Source organism: Rothia nasimurium (assembly GCF_035916755.1).
GTDB lineage: Bacteria > Actinomycetota > Actinomycetes > Actinomycetales > Micrococcaceae > Rothia.
In genome coordinates, this window is the sequence record NZ_JAYWIX010000001.1 from 18,910 (window position 1) to 38,885 (window position 19,976).

The 19,976-nt window shown below is 60.2% G+C and carries 20 protein-coding genes and 1 tRNA gene; 15 read left to right on the forward strand and 6 right to left on the reverse strand.

Annotation, left to right across the window (positions count from 1 at the left end; genetic code table 11):
• Positions 1 to 3: 3 nt before the first annotated feature.
• Positions 4 to 684: a GntR family transcriptional regulator gene (locus VSX42_RS00080; RefSeq protein WP_326502409.1), complete on the reverse strand. Its 681-nt coding sequence runs from the start codon at positions 682 to 684 to the stop codon at positions 4 to 6.
• Between the two features lie 250 nt (positions 685 to 934).
• On the opposite strand from VSX42_RS00080, the gene VSX42_RS00085 reads away from it, so the two are divergent.
• From VSX42_RS00085 to VSX42_RS00145, 13 genes are all read left to right on the forward strand, one after another.
• On the forward strand, positions 935 to 2,845 hold the full coding sequence (locus VSX42_RS00085; protein WP_326502410.1) for a propionyl-CoA synthetase: 1,911 nt from the start codon (positions 935 to 937) through the stop codon (positions 2,843 to 2,845).
• Positions 2,846 to 3,131: 286 nt separating this feature from the next.
• Entirely contained in the window at positions 3,132 to 3,803 is a 672-nt protein-coding gene (locus VSX42_RS00090) for a hypothetical protein (RefSeq protein ID WP_326502411.1), read from the forward strand.
• Positions 3,804 to 3,881: 78 nt separating this feature from the next.
• Positions 3,882 to 4,310, forward strand: coding sequence for an Rrf2 family transcriptional regulator (locus VSX42_RS00095; RefSeq protein ID WP_326502412.1), 429 nt, complete (start codon positions 3,882 to 3,884; stop codon positions 4,308 to 4,310).
• Between the two features lie 34 nt (positions 4,311 to 4,344).
• The gene (locus VSX42_RS00100; protein ID WP_326502413.1) at positions 4,345 to 5,346 is read left to right on the forward strand and encodes an NADP-dependent oxidoreductase; all 1,002 of its coding nucleotides are present in this window, start codon (positions 4,345 to 4,347) and stop codon (positions 5,344 to 5,346) included.
• Between the two features lie 71 nt (positions 5,347 to 5,417).
• Positions 5,418 to 6,278, forward strand: coding sequence for an AAA family ATPase (locus tag VSX42_RS00105; RefSeq protein WP_326502414.1), 861 nt, complete (start codon positions 5,418 to 5,420; stop codon positions 6,276 to 6,278).
• Between the two features lie 150 nt (positions 6,279 to 6,428).
• On the forward strand, positions 6,429 to 7,259 hold the full coding sequence (locus tag VSX42_RS00110; protein WP_326502415.1) for a ScpA family protein: 831 nt from the start codon (positions 6,429 to 6,431) through the stop codon (positions 7,257 to 7,259).
• Positions 7,256 to 8,023 carry an SMC-Scp complex subunit ScpB gene (gene scpB, locus VSX42_RS00115; RefSeq protein ID WP_326502416.1) on the forward strand — a complete coding sequence of 256 codons (768 nt, stop codon included), beginning with the start codon at positions 7,256 to 7,258 and terminating at the stop codon, positions 8,021 to 8,023. Before VSX42_RS00110 ends, scpB begins: the two co-directional genes overlap by 4 nt.
• A 59-nt stretch (positions 8,024 to 8,082) precedes the next feature.
• The gene (locus tag VSX42_RS00120; protein WP_326502417.1) at positions 8,083 to 9,162 is read left to right on the forward strand and encodes a pseudouridine synthase; all 1,080 of its coding nucleotides are present in this window, start codon (positions 8,083 to 8,085) and stop codon (positions 9,160 to 9,162) included.
• On the forward strand, positions 9,162 to 10,316 hold the full coding sequence (locus VSX42_RS00125; RefSeq protein ID WP_326502418.1) for a prephenate dehydrogenase: 1,155 nt from the start codon (positions 9,162 to 9,164) through the stop codon (positions 10,314 to 10,316). The genes VSX42_RS00120 and VSX42_RS00125 overlap by 1 nt, the downstream gene beginning before the upstream one ends.
• 11 nt (positions 10,317 to 10,327) lie before the next feature.
• Entirely contained in the window at positions 10,328 to 10,999 is a 672-nt protein-coding gene (gene cmk / locus VSX42_RS00130) for a (d)CMP kinase (protein ID WP_326502419.1), read from the forward strand.
• A 94-nt stretch (positions 11,000 to 11,093) separates the two neighbouring features.
• Complete coding sequence (gene der, locus VSX42_RS00135; protein ID WP_326502420.1) at positions 11,094 to 12,671, forward strand: ribosome biogenesis GTPase Der; 1,578 nt, start codon at positions 11,094 to 11,096, stop codon at positions 12,669 to 12,671.
• Positions 12,672 to 12,808: 137 nt separating this feature from the next.
• Positions 12,809 to 12,882 (forward strand) — tRNA-Pro (locus tag VSX42_RS00140).
• Between the two features lie 262 nt (positions 12,883 to 13,144).
• Positions 13,145 to 13,606, forward strand: coding sequence for a hypothetical protein (locus VSX42_RS00145; protein ID WP_326502421.1), 462 nt, complete (start codon positions 13,145 to 13,147; stop codon positions 13,604 to 13,606).
• An 81-nt stretch (positions 13,607 to 13,687) separates the two neighbouring features.
• On the opposite strand, the gene VSX42_RS00150 is transcribed toward VSX42_RS00145, so the two are convergent.
• From VSX42_RS00150 to VSX42_RS00160, 3 genes are read right to left on the reverse strand one after another with little or no spacing between them, the layout of a single operon-like run.
• Positions 13,688 to 13,876: an S-layer homology domain-containing protein gene (locus tag VSX42_RS00150; RefSeq protein WP_326502422.1), complete on the reverse strand. Its 189-nt coding sequence runs from the start codon at positions 13,874 to 13,876 to the stop codon at positions 13,688 to 13,690.
• The gene (locus VSX42_RS00155) at positions 13,873 to 14,046 is read right to left on the reverse strand and encodes a hypothetical protein (protein WP_326502423.1); all 174 of its coding nucleotides are present in this window, start codon (positions 14,044 to 14,046) and stop codon (positions 13,873 to 13,875) included. The genes VSX42_RS00150 and VSX42_RS00155 overlap by 4 nt, the downstream gene beginning before the upstream one ends.
• Positions 14,033 to 14,521, reverse strand: coding sequence for a hypothetical protein (locus tag VSX42_RS00160; RefSeq protein WP_326502424.1), 489 nt, complete (start codon positions 14,519 to 14,521; stop codon positions 14,033 to 14,035). Before VSX42_RS00160 ends, VSX42_RS00155 begins: the two co-directional genes overlap by 14 nt.
• 515 nt (positions 14,522 to 15,036) lie before the next feature.
• On the opposite strand from VSX42_RS00160, the gene VSX42_RS00165 reads away from it, so the two are divergent.
• Entirely contained in the window at positions 15,037 to 16,692 is a 1,656-nt protein-coding gene (locus VSX42_RS00165; RefSeq protein WP_326502425.1) for a lactate permease LctP family transporter, read from the forward strand.
• A 165-nt stretch (positions 16,693 to 16,857) separates the two neighbouring features.
• A complete protein-coding gene (locus VSX42_RS00170) occupies positions 16,858 to 18,150 on the forward strand; it encodes a cytochrome P450 (RefSeq protein WP_326502426.1) in 1,293 nt (430 codons plus the stop codon).
• Here the strand turns inward: VSX42_RS00170 and VSX42_RS00175 are convergent.
• Together VSX42_RS00175 and VSX42_RS00180 are read right to left on the reverse strand one after the other, a co-directional pair.
• Complete coding sequence (locus tag VSX42_RS00175) at positions 18,116 to 19,357, reverse strand: Mbeg1-like protein (protein ID WP_326502427.1); 1,242 nt, start codon at positions 19,355 to 19,357, stop codon at positions 18,116 to 18,118. The two genes, VSX42_RS00170 and VSX42_RS00175, sit on opposite strands and share 35 nt — an antisense overlap.
• Positions 19,358 to 19,418: 61 nt before the next feature.
• Positions 19,419 to 19,928 (reverse strand): methylated-DNA--[protein]-cysteine S-methyltransferase, encoded by a 510-nt coding sequence (locus VSX42_RS00180; protein WP_326502428.1) that lies wholly within the window; start codon positions 19,926 to 19,928, stop codon positions 19,419 to 19,421.
• Positions 19,929 to 19,976: the final 48 nt, after the last annotated feature.

Below are 19,976 nucleotides of genomic sequence, written 5' to 3' on the forward strand. Positions count from 1 at the left end.
TTCTTAGGCTGTTGGTTCTGGATGGTTGAAAAGACTGTGCTGGCTCTGGGAGGCTGCGGCCTCTTCGATGGCGTAGAGCGCGTTGGCCAAGTGCAGACGGGTAGCGGCTTCAGCAAGCTGTGGGTCGCCGGAGGCGATACAGCGGGCAATCTGGGCGTGCTCCTCAGCCGCCTGCTCTAGCCGGATGGGGTTGGCCTTGGAAAGCTTGCGGATGCGGGTGAGCTGGGTACGCAAGGACGTCTGTGCTTGGTGCAGGTAGCGGTTGTTGGCTGCCGCGTCGATTGCGGTATCGAGTTTATCCACCAGGGAGTAGTATTCCGCCAGCGAGGCTTCTCCGCGGTGCAGGGCGAACGATGCCTCTTCAAAGGCTCGTGCCAGCTCTTTGAAGACCTTGGAATCGCCTCGACGTGCCGCAAGTGCTGCCGCCGTGCTGTCGAGCGAGGTGCGGAGTTCAAAGAGGGCGTACACATTCGCTAGAGAAATCGGTGCAACGATGACGCCTCGGCCCGGTGCCGGTTCGGCAAGACCCTCGGCGAGAAGGCGGGATATAGCTTCGCGGACGGGGGTGCGAGAGACCCCCAGGCGCTCTGACTGTTCTACCTCTGCAATCACAGAACCGGGAGCGAGCATTCCCTCCATGATGTCGCTGCGCAGGCTCTGATAGGCCAGTTCACTAGCTCTCATTCGCTCTCTCCTTTCACAGTTTTGTGATGTGTTGCACTGAAAATCGCGGTTGTGACCACTCTAAAACACAGACCCGAGGTTTGTATACAAAAAGGGGAAAATTTTCGGACTGTGCAGGAAATAATGTGTCATTTTCACTAGTTTCACAAATTTCTGTATACAAAACCTTGCCAAATGTGACCCCTCGCACTAGGTTGGAGTCACTCCCTCATGACAACCCACCACCGGCGTCCGCAAAGGAGCACCCCACATGGCAACATACGCTGACACTTACACCCGTAGTATCGAAAACCAGGAAGAGTTCTGGTTGGAACAGGCGCAGGCCATCACCTGGTCTACCGAACCAAGCCGCGCCCTCGATAGCGATGCTGCGCCCCTCTACCGCTGGTTCCCCGACGGCACTCTCAATACCTGCTACAACGCAGTGGACCGCCACGTAGAAGCCGGCCACGGCGATCGTACCGCCATCACCTACGATTCAGCCATGCTCGGCACCCGCCAGAACATCACCTACTCGGAACTCAAAGGTGAGGTAGAAAAAATTGCCGGGGCGCTCGCATCCGCCGGGGTCGAAAAAGGCGACCGCGTGCTCATCTATATGCCCATGATTCCCCAGGCTGCCATGGCCATGCTGGCGGTTGCCCGCCTTGGCGCCGTGCACTCGGTGGTCTTCGGCGGCTTTGCCCCCAACGAACTAGCGAGCCGTATCAATGACTGCTCGCCCACCGTCGTCCTGACCGCCTCTGGCGGTGTGGAACCCAAGCGCCGTATCGAATACATTCCCGCCGTAGAAAAGGCTATTGAGCTATCGCAGACCAAGCCTGCGACCGTGCTGGTCTTCGAGCGTGAGGGTTTTGAGAACTCGGTATCTGATGCGGTGCGCCGGGCTGAAGAGAACTCCACCGGCGTTACCTGGCTGGACTGGGGGCAGGCTGTTAATGCCGCTGAGCCTCACGCACCGGTCGATGTGAAGGCAGCCGATCCGCTTTACATCCTCTACACCTCCGGCACCACAGGCTCGCCCAAGGGTGTGGTACGCGATAACGGTGGTCACGCTGTGGCGTTGACCTGGACCATGAAAAATATTTACAACGTGGGCCCTGGCGAAGTGATGTGGTGTGCCTCGGATGTGGGCTGGGTTGTTGGCCACTCCTATATTGTCTACGGCCCCCTGCTGGCCGGGGCAACCACCGTTCTGTATGAGGGTAAGCCTGTTGGTACTCCGGACGCCGGTGCCTTCTGGCGCGTTATCCAGGAATCCGGTGCCAAGTCCCTCTTCACCGCTCCCACCGCCCTGCGAGCCATCCGCAAGGCTGACCCTGAAGCTGAGCTACTCGGTGGCTACGATATTTCCTCCCTACAGCTGCTCTTCGTCGCCGGTGAACGCCTAGACCCCGAAACCTACCACTGGGCCACCGAAAAGCTGGGGGTTCCCGTCATTGATAACTGGTGGCAGACCGAAACCGGCTGGGCTATTGCCGCTAACCCCCGGGGTCTGGAAACCCTGCCGCTGAAGCCCGGCTCACCCTCTGTTCCCTCACCCGGTTACAACCTGCAAGTGCTCGACCCGTTTGGCGAGCCGGTCGGTCCCGGAGAAGAGGGCAACCTTGCCATCAAACTGCCCCTGCCCCCGGGCACCCTGCCTACCCTCTGGGGGAACGATGACCGCTACATTTCCTCCTACCTTGATGCCTTCCCCGGCTACTACACCACCGGCGACTCCGGCTACATTGATGAGGACGGCTACGTCTTCGTCATGGGGCGCACAGACGACGTCATCAACGTATCGGGCCACCGCCTCTCAACCGGTGCTATGGAGCAGGTGCTCGCCGGCCACCCGGCTGTCGCTGAGTGTGCTGTGATTGGTGTGGCTGACCAGCTCAAGGGCCAGCGGCCCGCCGGCTACGTGGTGCTCAAGGCCGGTGCCGACATCACCGAAGAGCAGCTGGCTGCTGAGCTTATTGCCAGCGTGCGTAATGACATCGGTGCGGTAGCTGACTTCAAGGACGTCAAGATTGTGGACGGCCTGCCCAAGACCCGCTCCGGCAAGATCCTGCGAAAGACCATGCGCCAGATTGCCGACGGCGAGCAGCACACCGTGCCCTCCACTATCGAAGATATGAGCGTACTGGACGATATCGCTAAGGTGTTGCGTAGCTAATTCATGTATAGAGGCTTATTCATAGGAGGTTCCGCAGGCTCACACTGGATGGAGCCCAGCAGATTCCGAGCGCGCGAGGAAAATAATTTGCGGGCGGAATAGGCGTAAGCCTGACTCTCGCGCCCCGCCTTGCGGCGGATTTCGTTCGCTCTTGTGTGCTCGCGCGCTCGCACTCGCTCACTTCATCCGAGCCAGTAGCTTTGCTGTTAGCATGCTTCACCTCTCCTTATGAATAAGCCTCTTGATTAGCCTGGTAGGGCTGATTGCCCGTGTCATACTGGTAGCCATGACAACCCTGCTCGCTGCTGCGCCTGCACTGCTCGGGCTGGGACTCATGATGGGCTTTAGCCCCTCGCTCTACAGCATTACCTTTCTGGCGCTCGTCAACGACCCCAGCAAAATGCATATCGTCCGCTGGATTAGCGGTGGGATTGTTGCAGGGGCCACCACGCTCGTTGTGCTTTTTCGCTTCGTCGATCCAGAAAGCCTGATACAGCTGGTTCACAGCGATGCGAGCAAAATACTCGTGCGCAAGAGCATTGACGCCGGCGCTGCCCTGCTGCTTGCACTTTCGGCTGCCCTGTTCTGGGTACGTAGAAACCGCCCCAAAAGAGCACATAAGGTTAAAAACTCCCACCTCTCACCGCGGAAAGCTGCGCTGGAAGGCTTTTTGAATTTGGCTATCGGCCTGAATTCGATGGCAACGATGTATATGGTGGGCCGCCTGCTCGCGTCGGTAAGCCACAGTGCGGTTGAATGGGTGCTGGCCTATCTCGTCTTTACAGTTGGACTGGTTGGACCCTACCTGCTACTCGAGGCAAACTGGGACCGTTTCCCGGGTTTTGCTCATACTGTCACCGGGCTGCTTACAAGGATTAAGAACGCCAACCGAACTGCTGTCTATAGCCTGATGTTGCTGGTAGGCGCGGTCTTCTTTGGGGCGCTGACTGCCCGTTAGATGGGGAAGATTTGATGTGTGTCGATTCACGCCCTATATTTGTATCTGTTCCTAAAACAAATACAAAAAGGATGTTCTGTGGATACCAAATTCTCGGTCGCCATACACACCCTGGTCATGCTCTCGGAAACCGACGACAAACTCACCTCCGAAGCCATAGCAACCAGCGCGGGCACCAATGCCAGCTACATCCGCAAAATCATTTCCCTGCTCAAAAAAGCAGACCTACTCGACCGCATCCCCGGCAGTTTTGACTACCAGCTCGGTAAGCCAAAAACCGAAATGACTCTGCTCGATATCTACAGAGCCGTTAACCCCAACATCCACATTGACACCCATCAAAACGCCAACCCGGAATGCCCGGTAGGGGGGCACATCAACGCTGTGCTCGACCCCATCGCCGCCCGTGCCGAACAGGCCATGACTAACCAGTTGGCAGGAATCACCCTGGATGAGGTCATCGAAGATATCAGGGCCAGCTACCTAGCTGCCCGATCCAAGGCATAAACCTAAAAACATCACTCATCAGAAAGAGAACACCATGAAGGCATTTACCCTCACCTCCTACGCCAACGGTGGCACTACTGAGTGGGCGGACGTCCCCGCCCCCGTCGCCGGGCCCGGCCAGGTGCTTATTGGGGTCCGCGCCGCAGGCCTTAACCCGCTCGACTCCATGATCGCCCGCGGTGACTTGAAGCGCCTGTTGCCCTATCAGCTACCCGTCATCTTGGGTCAGGAAGTCGCCGGGGATGTCCTTGCCATCGGTAGCGGCGTTACCGGCTACGCAGTGGGGGATAAGGTCTTTACCCGCCTGCCCATTGACGCCATTGGTGGCTTCGCAGAGCAGGTCGCTGTAGACGCTGCCCAGGTCGCCCCCATGCCTGCCAACCTGACCTACGCCGAAGCTGCTGGCCTGCCCCTTGTGTTGCTCACCGCTATTCAGGCCTTCACCGAAAAGGCCCCCGTCAAGCCCGGCGATAAGGTCTTCATTCAGGGCGGAACCGGCGGACTGGGCTCCATCGCCATTCAGGTTGCCAAGCACCTGGGCGCAACCGTCGCCACCACCGTCAGCACCAAGAACGTCGAGCTGGCAAAGACCCTGGGCTCCGATGCGGTCATCGACTACCGCACCCAGAACTATGAAGAGCACATCTCGGGCTACGACATCGTACTCGATACCCTGGGTAAGGGTGAAACTACCCGCTCCATGAAGGTGCTGGCTCCCGGCAGCACCCTGGTGACCGTGGTTGGGGCACCCGACGCCGACTTCGCCACCCAGCTCGGCAAGAAAGCACTCAAGCCGGTCATGTGGCTGCTGAGCCGGAAAGAGCGGGCAGCTGCTAAGAAGCTCGGTATGACCTATAAGTTCCTCTTCATGCGGGCCAGCGGCGAACAGCTCAAAGCTTTCACTCCCGCCATTGAATCCGGCGCTATCAAGCCCCTGGTGGCCCAGACCCTGCCCTTTGACAGCCTGGAAGAAGCCCTCGACCTGCTCGCAGCAGGCAAGGGCGGCCCCGGCAAAATCGTCGTCGAGATGGACTAGAAGGTGATGACTTGCACCCACCGGCTAAACTGGTAGGTAAAAGTCTTGAACCCAACCAAAGGTGAAATACAGTGACTGAAACCGGCGCTGAGCAGCTCGGCCCCACCGGCCGCCCCCTGCGCATCTACCCCGACCCCGCCCCCCTCTCCACCCACGGGCCCGCCCGCATCATCTCCATGGTCAATCAAAAGGGCGGCGTCGGAAAAACCACCTCCACCATCAACCTCGGTGCAGCGCTCGCAGAAGCCGGACGCCGCGTCCTGCTCGTCGACTTCGACCCCCAGGGTGCGCTGTCCGCCGGTTTCGGCGCCAACCCCCACGAACTCGACCTCACCGTCTACAACGTCATGATGGACCGCAAGGTCGATATCCGCGAGGTTATCCAGGGCACCGAGTTTGAGAACATCGACCTGCTACCCGCCAACATCGACCTCTCCGCAGCCGAGGTGCAGCTGGTCAACGAAGTCGCCCGCGAGCAGGTGCTCGCCAGCGCCCTGCGCAAGGTCGAAAACGACTACGACGTGATCCTGATTGACTGCCAGCCCTCCCTGGGCCTGCTCACCGTCAACGCCCTGACCGCCAGCCACGGCGTCATCATCCCGCTCATCTGCGAGTTCTTCGCCCTGCGCGCGGTAGCCCTGCTAGTAGATTCCATCGAAAAGGTACAGGACCGCCTGAACCCCAAGCTCGAAATCGACGGCGTGCTGGCCACCATGTTCGACTCCCGCACTCTGCACTCAAAAGAGGTACTAGCCCGTATCGTCGATGCCTTTGGCGACAAGGTCTTCGACACCGTCATCAAGCGCACCGTCAAATTCCCCGATGCCTCCGTATCGGCAGAGCCCATCCTGTCGTACGCCTCTAACCACCCCGGTGCTGAGGCCTACCGTCAGCTGGCCCGCGAGCTGATCTCCCGCGGCGGCGCCCCTTAAGCGCGTCTGACCCTATGCTCTAGGCTACTTTTGCCCGTCTGCCCTTGAAGAACCTCGGGGCAGGCGGGCACAATGGTTAAAACACAGTAAAAGAACGGCTCATGAGAAGCCGCCAATCCTGGTTCAAAGACCCACAGGAGACTCGCTGCCGTGACGGTACCGAACACACTTACCGAGAGCGCCCCCGCGCCCTTTACGCTCACCCTGAGCAACTTCGAAGGCCCCTTCGACCTGCTGCTCAGCCTGATTTCCCGCCGCAAACTCGACATCACCGATATCGCCCTGGCCGAAGTCACCGACGAATTTCTCACCTACATCCGCCCCCTGCTTGAAGACGGCAGCGACGCCGCCCTCAATACCGCAAGCGACTTCCTCGTCACCGCTTCCACCCTGCTCGAACTCAAAACAGCGCGACTGCTCCCGCGCAGCGACAAAGCTCTTGCCGCCAACCCCGACCTGCTTGAAGCCCGCGACCTGCTCTTTGCCCGCCTGCTTCAGTACCGGGCCTACCGCGAGGTGGCAAGTGTGCTCGAAGAGCGCTTCACCGCAGAAAACCAGCGCTTTTCCCGCACCGTAGCCCTCGAACCGGCCTTCACCAAGGTACTACCCGAGCTGGTCTTTGACCTGACCCCGCAGGCATTTGCTGAGATAGCCGCCCGCGCCCTGCGCCTGCACGAAGACCCCGATATCGAGCCGGACCCCGAGCATATCGACACCGGCCACATCTACACCCCGGCCACCACCATCGCAGCCGAAGAAGCGACGCTACTGGCCAAGCTTGGGGAGAGCGGTGGGCAGTTGAGCTTCGCCGAGGCCTGCGCGGACGCCGCCAGCCGCGAAGTCGTGGCCGTCCGCTTTCTTGCGGTGCTAGAACTCTATAAAGAGGGCAAACTCGCCGTAGAACAGAGCCAAGCCCTGGGCCCCATAACCCTGCGACTTGAAAGCCCAGCATCCACCAACCGGGAAGGAGAGACAGAATGAGCGGGAACCCCGACTACACCGACGAAGACCTCAAGATTCTGCTCTCCGGCAGCTGGGAGGCTGAACCGGAGCCAGCACCAGAAGAAACCTCCCCAGTAGCACCCCAACCCGCTACCAAGCCAGCGAAAGCCACCTCGCAGGTGGCGGCGTCCGCCCACGAACTCAACCGAGTTGAGCTCCAGCCCGGCGGTGTGAAAGCCGCTATCGAGGCGATCCTAGCGGTAGCCGATGTGCCGGTGAGCGTCCGCGAGTTCGCGGCGGCCCTAATTGTCTCAGAGCGGGCCATTGAAACCGCCCTCGACGAGCTGATGCGCGACTACGACGGCTACGACGACGCCACCGGCACCCACGAGCCCCGCGGCTTTGAGCTCCGCCAGGTGGCAGGTGGCTGGCGGCTCTACTCCCGGGCTGATTTTTCACCCTGGGTCAGCCGGTTCGTGGTGGGCTCCCAAACCGTCAAACTCACCAAGGCAGCCCTCGAAACCCTGGCCGTCATTGCCTATCAGCAACCGGCCACCAGGGCCTATATCGCCCAGGTGCGCGGGGTCTCGGCAGACGCGGCGGTGCGCAACCTCCTACAGCGCGGCCTCATTACCGAGACCGTTCCCGATGAAACCGGGGCCACCCAGTACATCACCACCGACACCCTGCTGGAAAAGCTGGGGCTGAACTCCCTTGACGAGCTTCCCGCCCTGGCCCCCTACCTACCCGACCCCCACGAGGTGGGCAGCACCACCACCCTAGACTTGGATGACCCCAGCTAACGCACACGCTAGCTGCGGCATCACCAGAAACTACGACACAGAGGAAAGAGATAAAAGATATGGCATACGGAAACAATTCACGAGGTAACGCAGGACACGGCGGCCGACCCGGAGCAGGCAAAGCAGGTGCCGGACGCGGCGGCAAGGGTTTTGCCGGCGCTGGCAAGGGCGGAGCAGGTAAGGGCGGCTCCGGCCGTTCAGGTTTCGCCGGTAACAAGGGCGCTAAGCCCGGCGCCCCCGGCGGCCCCCGCAAGGCCGGTACCGGTAAGGGCCCCAAGTTCCGCTCAGGCCAGCCCTTCGCTAAGGAAATGGGCGAGTTCCGCCCCGCTAACCGCGGCTCCAAGAACTTTGGCCCCCACCGTCCGCGCCGCCCCAAGAACGCCCCCGTCGACCACTACCCCTTCTACGACCACGAGGGCGTCCGCCTGCAGAAAATCATGGCCTCCGCCGGTGTGGCCTCCCGCCGCGTCTGCGAAGAAATGATTGAAGAGGGCCGCGTGACCGTCAACGACGTCCTCGTGACCGAACTTGGCGTACGCGTTAACCCCGACCAGGTCACCATCCAGGTCGACGGCATGACCATCCAGACCAACGACAAGCTGGTCTACATGGTGCTGAACAAGCCCGCCGGCGTCGTCTCAGCCATGGACGACCCCGACGGCCGCCCCAACATCTCCAACTTCCTGCGCTCATCCATGACCGAACGCGTCTTCCACGTGGGCCGCCTGGACGTTGAAACCGAAGGCCTGTTGCTGCTGACCAACGACGGTGAACTGGCCAACCGTCTGACCCACCCCTCCTACGAAGTACCCAAGACCTACCTGGTGCAGGTACCCGGCCCCATGGAACCCGGCATCGGTGCAGCCATGAAGAAGGGCCTGCGCCTGGAGGACGGCGTCACCCGCGTTGACGAGTTCAAGCTGGTTGACTCAACCCCCGGCCACGTTCTCGTTGAGGTCACCATCCACTCCGGCAAGAACCGCATCATCCGCCGCATGTTCGAGCACGTCGGCTACCCCGTCGAGAAGCTCGTGCGTGTCGAAATGGGCCCCATTCACATCGGCTCCCAGAAGCAGGGCACCGTCCGCAACCTGTCCAAGGTCGAAATCGGTAAGCTGCTGGCCTCGGTAGGCATGTAATGAGCGGTTCACCCACCGTCTACGACTCCCACCTGCACGGCCCCGTCCTGGTGATTGGCGCGGGCCTGCTGGGTGCCTCCATCGGGCTGGGCCTGAGCCACCGCGGCTACACGGTCTACATCTCCGATATCTCACCCACCACCGAAGCCGTCGCCGAAGATATCGGTGCCGGCACCTCCCTGCGGGCCCTAGCCCACGAATGGCAGGGGAAAGAGGGGCAGGACGCTCCCGACCAGCTGGAACTTGCCCCCCAGCTGGTCGTCGTGGCGGCACCCCCGGACGTCACCGCCGACCTGGTGGTGCGCGCGCTCGCCGACTACCCGGCGTCCTTTGTCATCGACATAGCCTCGGTGAAGTCGGGTATCTTGAGCGCGGTGCGGGAAGCAGGGGCCGATGTGAGCCGCTACCTGGGCACCCACCCCATGGCCGGGCGTGAAAAGTCTGGACCCGTGGCCGCCCGTGGCGAGTTGTTTTCCGCCCGCCCCTGGGTGCTGTGCAACCACGAGACGGTGCGCCCCGAACTGGTGAAGGTCGCCCAGCAGCTAGCAACTGAACTGGGCTCAACTATCACCCATATGGATGTGGAAGAGCACGACCGTACCGTCGCCCTGATTTCCCACGTTCCCCAGGTAATGAGCTCTCTGCTGGCCTCCCGCCTGCAGGACACTCCCCTCTATGCGCTCGGCCTGGCCGGGCAGGGACTGCGCGATACCACCCGTATCGCGGCCTCAGACCCCGGGCTGTGGGTGCAGATTCTTTCGGCAAACGCGAAGCCCGTCGTACAAACCCTTTACGGGGTGCGCGAGGACCTAGAGCGCCTCATCAGCACCCTGGAAGCCCCCACCGCAGCCGGAGCCCGCCTTGATATCGCCCAGCTGATGAGCGAGGGTAACTCGGGCGTGGCCCGCATACCCGGCAAGCACGGCGGCTCACCGTCCGCCTTTGCCCAGCTGACCGTGCTGGTGGACGATACCCCCGGCACCCTGGCTCGCCTGCTGGTTGAAATCGGCGAACTCGGCGTCAACCTGGAGGACCTGCGCCTAGAGCACTCACCCGGTGCCCAGGTGGGTATGGCCGAAATTTCGGTCAACCCCAACGAACACGAAAAACTCATCGAAGACCTCACCAGCCGCGGCTGGAAGGTCGTCAAGTAAGGAAGAAAACTATGTCTGACAAGATCGTGATTGCCATTGACGGCCCTTCTGGCTCCGGCAAGTCCTCGGTCTCTAAGGCCGTGGCCCGCCACTACGGGCTCGAATACCTGGACACCGGCGCTATGTACCGCGCCCTGACCTGGTACTGTCTAGATACTCGGGTAGACACCGCGGACGCCGCAGCCTTAGTTTCTGCTGCCCGCAGCTTCCCCTACGTGCAGGGCACCAGCCCCGACGAAGAGGTCATCGAAGTTGGGGGAGTGGACGTGCGCGAGGCTATCCGCGAACCCCGCATCTCTGAGGCGGTCTCTGCAGTTGCCTCGAATATGGAGGTCCGCCAGATTCTCATCGACCTGCAGCGGGACTTCATCGCCCGCGCCAAGACCGGCATGGTGGCAGAAGGACGCGATATCACCACCGTCGTTGCCCCCGATGCCGACGCCCGCGTCCTGCTCACCGCCAGCGAAGAAGTGCGCCTTGCCCGCCGAGGCCTGCAACTGGGCGGTACCCAGAACTCCGAGCAGCTCGCAGCCCAGGTCTCAGCCCGCGACGCTAAAGACTCCAAGGTCACCAGTTTTACCGAAGCAGCCGAAGGCGTAGCCCTGGTCGACTCATCAGAGCTCAACTTTGAAGAAACCATCGCAGCGGTCATCGAAGCCGTCGAAGGCCAACTCAAGCGCTAACCGGTAGGCCGCGTAGGCGTCCGCCCCACCGTGAACTAAACTTATCTACCAACGCACCGGCACCCGCCGGAAACCACCACAGGAGGTATCGCCCATGAGCGACGAACTCACCCCCCACGACGACTACGAGGTCAAGTTCCTCGGTGGCGGCGACGATGACGTATCGGACCGCCTGGCCGAAATTGACGACGAAACCGCCAACCAGCGCGCAGAAGCCCTGCTCGCTGGCCTGGAAGACTACGACTTGGACGAAGAAGACCGCGCGCTTCTGGCATCCTGGGGCTACGACACTGACGAGGACGACAACCGTGAAGCTGACCCCGTGGTCGCCATCGTCGGCCGCCCCAATGTCGGTAAGTCCACCATCATCAACCGAATCCTGGGCCGCCGCGAAGCCGTGGTTGAAGATAAGCCCGGCGTGACCCGCGACCGCGTCTCCTACAAGGCCGAATGGGCAGGTAAGGACTTCACCCTGGTCGATACCGGCGGTTGGGAAGCCGACGCTAAGGGTATCGACGCCCAGGTAGCTGCCCAGGCTGAAATCGCTGTAGCCCACGCGGACGTCGTGCTGCTGGTCGTTGACGCTCTGGTCGGTATCTCCGCAACCGACGAGGCGATTGTGCGTATGCTGCGTCGTATCGACAAGCCCATCCTGCTAATCGCCAACAAGATTGACGATGCCCACCAGGAACCCGAAGTCCACGCCCTCTGGTCACTGGGTATGGGTCAGCCCTACCCGGTCTCTGGTCTGCACGGCCGCGGCCTGGCCGACCTGCTCGATGCCCTGCTCGAGGTTATGCCCGAGCACTCCCAGTACGCCGAGCCCGAAGCCCTGGGTGGCCCCCGCCGTATCGCCCTGATCGGCCGCCCCAATGTGGGTAAGTCCTCCCTGCTCAACAAGCTGGCAGGTGAAGAACGCGCCGTGGTCAACGACCTGGCGGGCACTACCCGCGACCCCGTGGATGAAATCGTCGAACTGGGTGGCCGCCCCTGGCGCTTTGTTGATACCGCAGGTATCCGCCGCCGCCAGCACATGGCCAAGGGCGCAGACTTCTATGCCTCCCTGCGTACCCAGACCGCTATTGAACGTGCCGAGGTCGCTGTGGTACTCCTGGATGTTTCTGAGCCCCTGAGCGAGCAGGACGTCCGTATCGTGCAGATGGCTGTGGACGCCGGCCGTGCGATGGTTCTGGCCTTCAACAAGTGGGACACCCTCGACGAAGACCGCCGCGAAATGCTCGAACGCGAGATTGAGCGCGACCTGGCTCACGTGAAGTGGGCGCCTCGCGTCAACATCTCAGCGAAGACCGGCTGGCACAAGGACAAGCTGGTTCCCGCCCTGGAACACTCCCTGGAATCCTGGGACTCCCGCATCCCCACCGGCCGCCTGAACGCCTTCCTGGGCGAAATCGTGGCAGCCCACCCCCACCCCCTGCGTGGCGGTAAGCAGCCCCGTATCCTCTTCGGCACCCAGGTGTCCTCCCGCCCGCCCAAGTTCGTTCTCTTCACCACCGGCTTCCTCGATCCCGGCTACCGCCGCTTCATCGCCCGCCGCCTGCGTGAAACCTTCGACTTCACCGGCACCCCCATCGACATCACCATGCGCGTGCGTGAGCGTCGTAGCCTGGGGGAGCGCCAGAGCGGTAAGTCAGGTAAGGGCGGACGCCGCTAACACCGGCCTAGTTGAAGTGTGACCTAAAACGCTCCAAAAAAGCCCTAAAAACCTGGTTTTCGATTTTGCACTCTCTCAAAGAGGTGTGTATAGTTATACGAGTGCTCAAGGGAACGGCAAAGTTCACGAGAGGCAATCGGGTTGTGGCGCAGCTTGGTAGCGCACTTGACTGGGGGTCAAGGGGTCGCAGGTTCAAATCCTGTCAACCCGACAGATAAGGCTCCGGCCACTAGGGTAAAACCTAGTGGCCGGAGCTTTTTTCTTGCCTGAAAAGCGGAGCTAGCCGGTGAAGCTGCCCTGTGGATATCGCTTGCCGGGCGTCATAGTCGCGTCACGGCTGCACCGTTTTCGGGGAGGTGCGGACGCCCGCACCCCGGGTTTGCCTGGAAAACATGGGGGTGGGGTGCTTGCAAGGTTATCCACAGGCTGCCCCTGCCTGTACTGGTCAGCCCCTGGTTTTCTAGCCTAGTGGCATGACTCAGCTAGAAGAACTCAACCAGAAACTACTCACCTGCCAGCAACTCACCGTCCGCTACCCTAGCCGTTACCGGCTTGAGGCCGCAATAGCGAGGGGGCTCTACCGGCGGGTAGCACGCGGTTTCTACCTGCACCGCACCGACTGGGATAGCCTCACGCCGGAAGAAGTTTACCTGGCCCGGGTGCTGGCCCTGGCGGCGTCCTACCCCGGAATTATCTTCTCCCACCAGACAGCCGCCCTGCTCCATGGGCTGCCCCTAGAAAGCCTGCCCGAGACGGTGCACGTCTACTGCTACCACCGTACCCGCGCCAAAGACTACACCGTGCACCACGGGGAGCTGCACCTGCCTACCGATACCACCGTGCTCGCCCCGGGCATCCGCATCACCAGCCTGGAGCGAACCCTCACCGATGTGGCAGAACAACCGAACACACAGCGCTACCGCATCAAACTATAAAGAACCGCCTGCCCCGAAGTAGTCGGAGCAGGCGGTCGTACTGCTATCTATTAGCATTCACAGGTAGGTGTAAGGCAACTGCTACTTGTTGTAAGCGTAGCGGTAAATGAAGGCCGCCATGGCATCGCGCTTAATAGGCCCGTAGGGGCGGAAGGTACCGTCTGCCCAGCCGGTCGTGATGCGCTGCTGAGCCAGCCACATGATTTCACGGTAGAAAATATCGGCTTCGGTAACATCAACAAAAGAAATCGGCGCGGGAGTCAGATTCATACCGACCAGCGGGGGGAGAGAGCCAGAATATGATCGAGCGAATCAACGCGACCGCCGTAAAGGTAGGTATGGCCAGCATCGTACTTCTCACCCAGGTTAGTGTAACCGGCAGAGTAGAGCACCTGCATGGGGTCCTCCTGAGTGTAGGAGTTGAAGTCACCCAGCAGCATGATGTTGTCGGTACCGTGCCGTTCCCCCCTGGGCCGCAGTGAAGTTCACCAGAGCCTGGGCCAGGGGCTGGCGGGCATTAGAGAAAGCTGCATCGTCAAGTATGGCAGACTCACCGATCGGCTTAACCTCAGCGGGCTGGTAGATGAAGGCGGTGTGAATGACGTCCTCGCTGGCGGGCAGAGCACTGGGTAAAGCAACAGCCGCCCACTTTTCGTAGCCGGCGTCCTTATTGAGCGCTTCAACCAGCTTGTTGAGGGCGATATCGCGGTTATCGTGACCGGTGGCTAGAGTGTTCTCGATTTCTTCCGGGGAGAGCACGGAGGTATCGATCTTGTTGATAGCCTGAACGATTTTCGACTGCTGTCGTTCGAAGCTAGCGAGGGTAGCAGCCCCTCGAACCGCGCAGGCCGCCTTCGGCATAGACAGCTGTGACAACACCGCACGGTGGTGTGATAGGCGTCGGAAAACAGGCATGAGAGTCCTTGGGGAATGCTAATAGCAGATGTGTGGTGATGTGAATCATGGAGCCGCCTCACACCATTCTAGGGTCTTAACCTGTACAAAATTTAAAGCCGCGATTCAAAAATTATGTAGCGGGACGGTTAATTTTTTTTGCTACTTCTTCGGCGGGTATGTGTGAGTCTGTGGGTTTTTGCTTAAGCGGTGTGGTTATCGGGATGGAAACTGTTGCCGGTGTAAGGAAGTCCACGGTGTTAGGGTGGGGGTGTTTTTAAGTGGGGTGACACATGTTGGGCAGAAGGTTAAGATGCTTTTGACTAGGTAAGATGTGAAAATATACCTTCCGATGCAGGTATGCATCTTAGACAGGCATACTTAGGTCATTCTTGACCTTTACAGATACCCCTGTGCAGGGTTGGTTTTTCGTGAGTTTTGTGTGTGAATTGGTGGTAATTTAGGAGGTAGAAAAGTGCAAACAGCACACAAAGCCAACCGCGGAACACACCTCCGCAGCGAAGGAACCCATACTCATGTGGCAGCAGGTCTACGACCCACTGAACAACCAGGCACTCTCAGCCCTCGTGGCAGCAGTGCCAATCCTCGCCTTCCTCCTGGGGCTCACCGTCCTGAAAATGAAGGGCCTGCACGCAGCCCTCGTCTCCCTGGCCTCAGCCGTGGCACTGGCCGTCCTCGTCTTCGGCATGCCCTTTGCGTCCTCCCTCTCAGCTATCGGCTACGGATTCCTCTCTGGTATGTGGCCCATCGGCTGGATTGTGCTCATGGCCGTTTGGCTGTATCGCATCACCGTCCGCGCCGGTAACTTCGAAGTGATTCGCGGTTCGGTTTCCGCAGTTTCAGCTGACCAGCGTATCCAGGTACTCCTGATTGCATTCTGCTTCGGTGGCTTCCTCGAAGGCGCCGCAGGCTTCGGTATTCCGATTGCTATCTGTGCAGCCCTGCTGGTAACCCTTGGTTTTGAGCCCATCAAGGCCTGTCTTCTAGCCCTGGTCTCCAACGTTGCCTCCGGTGCCTACGGCGCTATCGGCATCCCCGTCCTCACCGGCTCCACCGTCTCCGGCGTACCCCAGGCTGAACTGAACTCCATGATGGTCTGGGTCCTGCAGATTATCACCATCTTCATTCCCGTCCTGCTGGTCATGATGCTGGATGGCATCCGCGGTCTCAAAGAAACCGGCCTGGTTGCCCTGGGCCTAGGTGTGGTTGTCTCCGCTGCCCAGGCAGGCGTCCTGATGGCCATCGGCCCCGAACTGGTCGATATTCTGCCCTACCTGCTCGGTCTGATCCTGCTGGCCGTCACCATGATGAAGTGGCAGCCCGCCCATATCTACCGCGAACCCGGTGCCCCCTCCTTGGAGGAGCTTGAGAAGAGCCCCAGTGGCTTCACCTTCTCTGGCGTCGTCAAGGCCTGGAGCCCCTTCATCATCCTCTCCATCATGATTCTGCTCTGGTCGACCCCGCTCATTAAGGGCCTGGTCAAGGCTAAGACCGAAACCAGCGCAGCGGGTGCCCTCAACTGGACCACCATCCCCGTCCAGATGCCCGCCCTACACGGTCAGATTTCCCAGGTTGCTCCCATCGTGGCAGAAGAAACCGCCATGAAGGCAGTTTGGAACTGGACCATCTTCGGCGCATCAGGCACTGCTATCCTCTTCGCCGCCCTGATCACCATCGCTATCTCCAACATCAGCTGGAAGGCTGCCTTCGAAGAATTCGGCGGCGCCTGGAAGCAGCTCTGGCAGCCCATTCTGCTCATCTGCCTGGTCATGGCTGTTGCTAACGTGATGAACTTCGGTGGTATGTCTTCCGCCCTGGCTCTGGCCCTAGCAGCTGTCGGTTCTATCTTCCCCCTCTTCTCACCCATCATCGGCTGGATTGGCGTCTTCGTGACCGGCTCCGTGGTCAATAACAACACCCTCTTCGCCGGCCTGCAGGCCACCACCGCAAGCCAGATTGGCGCCAACTCTGGCCTTCTGGTTGCAGCTAACACCGCCGGTGGTGTGATGGCAAAGGTTGTTTCGCCCCAGTCGATTGCAATTGCCGCTGCTTCGGTGAACATGTCTGGCCAGGAATCAAAGATCACCAACGCAGCTATCAAGTACTCGCTGGCTCTGCTGGTTATCCTCTGTGTCTGGGTCTACGTACTTTCGCTGATTATGCCCGCCTAAAGCTCGCGGCTTCAGACGGTATTAGATAAGGACGCCCGCCCCACCTTCTCCTGCTTGCGTCAGGGGAGCCGGGGCGGGCGTCCTTTTCTCACCCCGGGCAAAGTGGAAGCCAACTCGCCTGACCAACTGGTCTAAATACCCGCTGAAAGAAAGTAAACTGTTGGTATGAGCATCACACCCGTAAAAAACCTATTGAATGACCAGCTGCCCAGCTTCATCAAAAAGGGCTACCTCTTTATGTCGCACCAGCGCCGCAAGGCCGGGGTGCCCGCAGAGTCGCACTGCCCCGTCACTTTCCCCGCTCTGGGTGGCACCGCAACCCTGATTCGCGGCGAAGAAGCCGTGGACTTCTTCTACGACGAGTCCAAGATCAGCCGTGGAGGTGCCATGCCCGCAGCAATCCAGGGGCCCCTCTTCGGCGAAGGCGCCGTTCACACCCTCGACGGTGAAGCCCACAAAGTTCGTAAGGCTAAGATGGCTGAAATGGCCTACGCCGACGAGCGCGTCGACGCTTTCAAGGACTTCGTTGAAGAAGAAATGAAGGCTCTTATCGAACGTTGGAAAACCAACCCCGGTAACATCTACGACGATGTTGCTGTTGCCTACGGCCGTGCCGCCTTCCGCTGGGCCGGGGTGCCCGCGTCCGACCGCGAGCTCAACAAGCGCGCTACCCAGATGAGCCACCTGCTTGACACCTTCGGTGAGCTCAAGCAGAACGTGCTGTCCTGGATCGACCGCAAGAAGCTGGACGCCTGGGCAGAAGAGCTCATCGAAAAGGTCCGCTCCGGCGAACTGACCGTTGACCCTGATTCTGTAGTACGCCACATGGCTGACCTACGCGACGAAAAGGGCGAGCTGGTCACCGCAAAGCTGGCCGGTATCGAGCTGCAGAACCTTACCCGCCCCACCGTGGCTGTCTCCCGCTTCGCCGCTTTCGCAGCCGTCGCTATGGTCGAGAACCCCGAGTGGGCTGCCAAGGTCAAGAAGGCTGTTGAGGACGCCGACGGTCGCCTGGTCAACATCCCTGAAGCCGTTGCTTTCGCCCAGGAAACCCGCCGCAAGTACCCCTTCGTTCCCATGCTCCCCGCCATGGTCAAGGAAGATACAGAACTTTCGGGTTGCCCGATTCAGAAGGGACAGCGCGTCCTGCTGGATATTCTGGGCACCAACACTTCGCCCCAGCTCTGGAAGAACGCCACCAGCTTCGACCCGCAGCGCTTCCTCGACCAGCCCGAGTACGAAGCGATCAAGGGGTTCATTCCCCAGGGTGGCGGCGATGTGCTCACCGGTCACCGTTGCCCCGGTGAAAAGATCGCAGTAGCGGCGCTGTCTTCCACCATCGCAGCGCTCTCTGCAGATAATGTCACTATCTCTGAAGACGCCGAGGACACCACCTTCAGCATGACCCAGCTGCTGACCCGCCCTAAGACCGGTGTGCGCGTCTCGGTAGCTGCCTAGGTAGCTCTCTTGCCCGCTCCACCAAAGCATGTGTGGTGAGCGAGGGGACGGCACCTGGCAGGTTGAGAAAATCACTCAACCTGGCGGGTGCCTCCTTTTTATTCAATTCTTTCTGCTCCGCCTTATCAGCCCGCCAGAGCACCAAAAAATCATCGAGGATACCCTGAACCCGGGTGGCAGTATCGGGCTCTAGTTCAGCGGTCTTAGCTTTCATCACCTGAATGAAAGGCACCAGGTTCTGCCCAATATCAAGCAGACTGGTGTACCCCTCACCCAGCGCCAGATCAAAGAGGGTATCGATTACCGCCTCGATGTCCTCGGGGCTATGCTGCTCGACCCAGGCGTCCGTCACCCGGTCCATACGGTCGCTGGTGAGTGATGGCGCCTCTTCGGTGATGAAGCCGCCCTCACTATCTGTATGCCAGGTAAAAATGGAATGCTGAATCAGCCCAACCGCCCCGCTGTGCACCACCGTGGGCGTGCCAGCCCGACTCATGCATCTGCCCACCATCGAATCCTGCGGAATGTACTCCGTGAGTTTGAGGAGGGCTGCCCGGTAGCCCTCCGTCTCCAAAAAGGCAGGGGAGAACCCCGGCGCGTCAAAAGCCAGCACCTCACTGATCCGGGTACGCGCCGTCTTACTCACGGTACTCGCCGCATATATCGCCAGGTTCCCACCCTTGGAATGACCAGTAACGTAAATGGGAGTCTTCGCCTCCTGCGCCAGGTTAGCCTCAAGATATGCGCTCGCCAGGGTCTGCGCCGCAATCGCTGGGCGCAGGGCGAGCCTAAAATCTTCCTTCCAACCCACTAACGAATCATCAGTACCCCGGAAAATCACCTGCCGGAACACCCCCGGCAACACCGCCGTCAACGCCGCAAACTGAACCTGCTCAGCTACATCAAGCCGCGCCTCATAATCAAAGAACCGCAGGCCCGCAAAACGCGGTGAAGACGCAACCAGCTTCAACAGATTCACCCGGTTACTCGTCACCAAAAACCAGTTAGCCCGCAAACTAGGCTCTGCCTGAAACTCCTGCAAAATCTGCGCTGCACTAATACCCCGCGCAAAACCCCTGTGGTGCTCCGCCACCTCATCCATCGGCAAATACGCCAACTCGTTGATGAGGCAGAGATCCACGTGATTGAGTGGAAGCTCAGACAGCGGAACACTCAACATCTTGGCGGCGTACTGGGAGAGATTCATGGTCTTTCTTCGGGGGAGGGGCTACAGGACTGAAACACCAACAGGCAGGGGGGCGGAAGGTTCAGAAGAGTCTGCCCTCTTCCTCCGCCGTCGGCTCCTCAAGGGTCAACAGGTAATCCTTGCGGTCCAGCCCGCCAGCATACCCGGTGAGTTTGCCGTCCGCCGCCACCACTCTGTGGCAGGGGATGAAAAGAGCGATACGGTTGCGGCCCACAGCCTGGCCCACCGCCTGCGCGGGCGCGCCAGGCCCCACTATCCTAGAAATAGCGCCATAGGTGGTGGTATACCCGAAAGGAATATCACGCAGCGCCGCCCACACCGCCAACTGAAAATCCGTACCGTCCGGCGCCAATGGAACCTCAAAGACAGTACGCTCACCGGCAAAATACTCCAAAAGCTCAGCCTGCGCCTGTGTGAGCACCTCACAGTCCGTCACTTCAACACGCCTACCCAGCTCATCATCACCCGGCATATGCGCCTGCCCGGTAAACCAGGCACCCGTCAGCGCCTCGCCGTCAGACGCCAAAATCATCTCACCCAAAGGAGTAGAAGTATGCGCGTGGTAGGTCATGATGGGTCCTCACATGGTGCTCACTCTTATACCTAGAATACCCGGTCA

Bases quoted from the DNA above. Each gene is read 5' to 3' on its own strand.
- VSX42_RS00180 (WP_326502428.1), bottom strand. From the start codon at position 19,928: ATGACCTACCACGCGCATACTTCTACTCCTTTGGGTGAGATGATTTTG.
- der (WP_326502420.1), top strand. From the start codon at position 11,094: ATGAGCGACGAACTCACCCCCCACGACGACTACGAGGTCAAGTTCCTC.
- VSX42_RS00080 (WP_326502409.1), bottom strand. From the start codon at position 684: ATGAGAGCTAGTGAACTGGCCTATCAGAGCCTGCGCAGCGACATCATG.
- VSX42_RS00150 (WP_326502422.1), bottom strand. From the start codon at position 13,876: ATGAATCTGACTCCCGCGCCGATTTCTTTTGTTGATGTTACCGAAGCC.
- VSX42_RS00090 (WP_326502411.1), top strand. From the start codon at position 3,132: ATGACAACCCTGCTCGCTGCTGCGCCTGCACTGCTCGGGCTGGGACTC.
- cmk (WP_326502419.1), top strand. From the start codon at position 10,328: ATGTCTGACAAGATCGTGATTGCCATTGACGGCCCTTCTGGCTCCGGC.
- VSX42_RS00145 (WP_326502421.1), top strand. From the start codon at position 13,145: ATGACTCAGCTAGAAGAACTCAACCAGAAACTACTCACCTGCCAGCAA.
- VSX42_RS00125 (WP_326502418.1), top strand. From the start codon at position 9,162: ATGAGCGGTTCACCCACCGTCTACGACTCCCACCTGCACGGCCCCGTC.
- VSX42_RS00175 (WP_326502427.1), bottom strand. From the start codon at position 19,357: ATGAATCTCTCCCAGTACGCCGCCAAGATGTTGAGTGTTCCGCTGTCT.
- VSX42_RS00170 (WP_326502426.1), top strand. From the start codon at position 16,858: ATGAGCATCACACCCGTAAAAAACCTATTGAATGACCAGCTGCCCAGC.
- scpB (WP_326502416.1), top strand. From the start codon at position 7,256: ATGAGCGGGAACCCCGACTACACCGACGAAGACCTCAAGATTCTGCTC.
- VSX42_RS00085 (WP_326502410.1), top strand. From the start codon at position 935: ATGGCAACATACGCTGACACTTACACCCGTAGTATCGAAAACCAGGAA.
- VSX42_RS00160 (WP_326502424.1), bottom strand. From the start codon at position 14,521: ATGCCTGTTTTCCGACGCCTATCACACCACCGTGCGGTGTTGTCACAG.
- VSX42_RS00120 (WP_326502417.1), top strand. From the start codon at position 8,083: ATGGCATACGGAAACAATTCACGAGGTAACGCAGGACACGGCGGCCGA.
- VSX42_RS00155 (WP_326502423.1), bottom strand. From the start codon at position 14,046: ATGCTGCTGGGTGACTTCAACTCCTACACTCAGGAGGACCCCATGCAG.
- VSX42_RS00165 (WP_326502425.1), top strand. From the start codon at position 15,037: ATGTGGCAGCAGGTCTACGACCCACTGAACAACCAGGCACTCTCAGCC.
- VSX42_RS00100 (WP_326502413.1), top strand. From the start codon at position 4,345: ATGAAGGCATTTACCCTCACCTCCTACGCCAACGGTGGCACTACTGAG.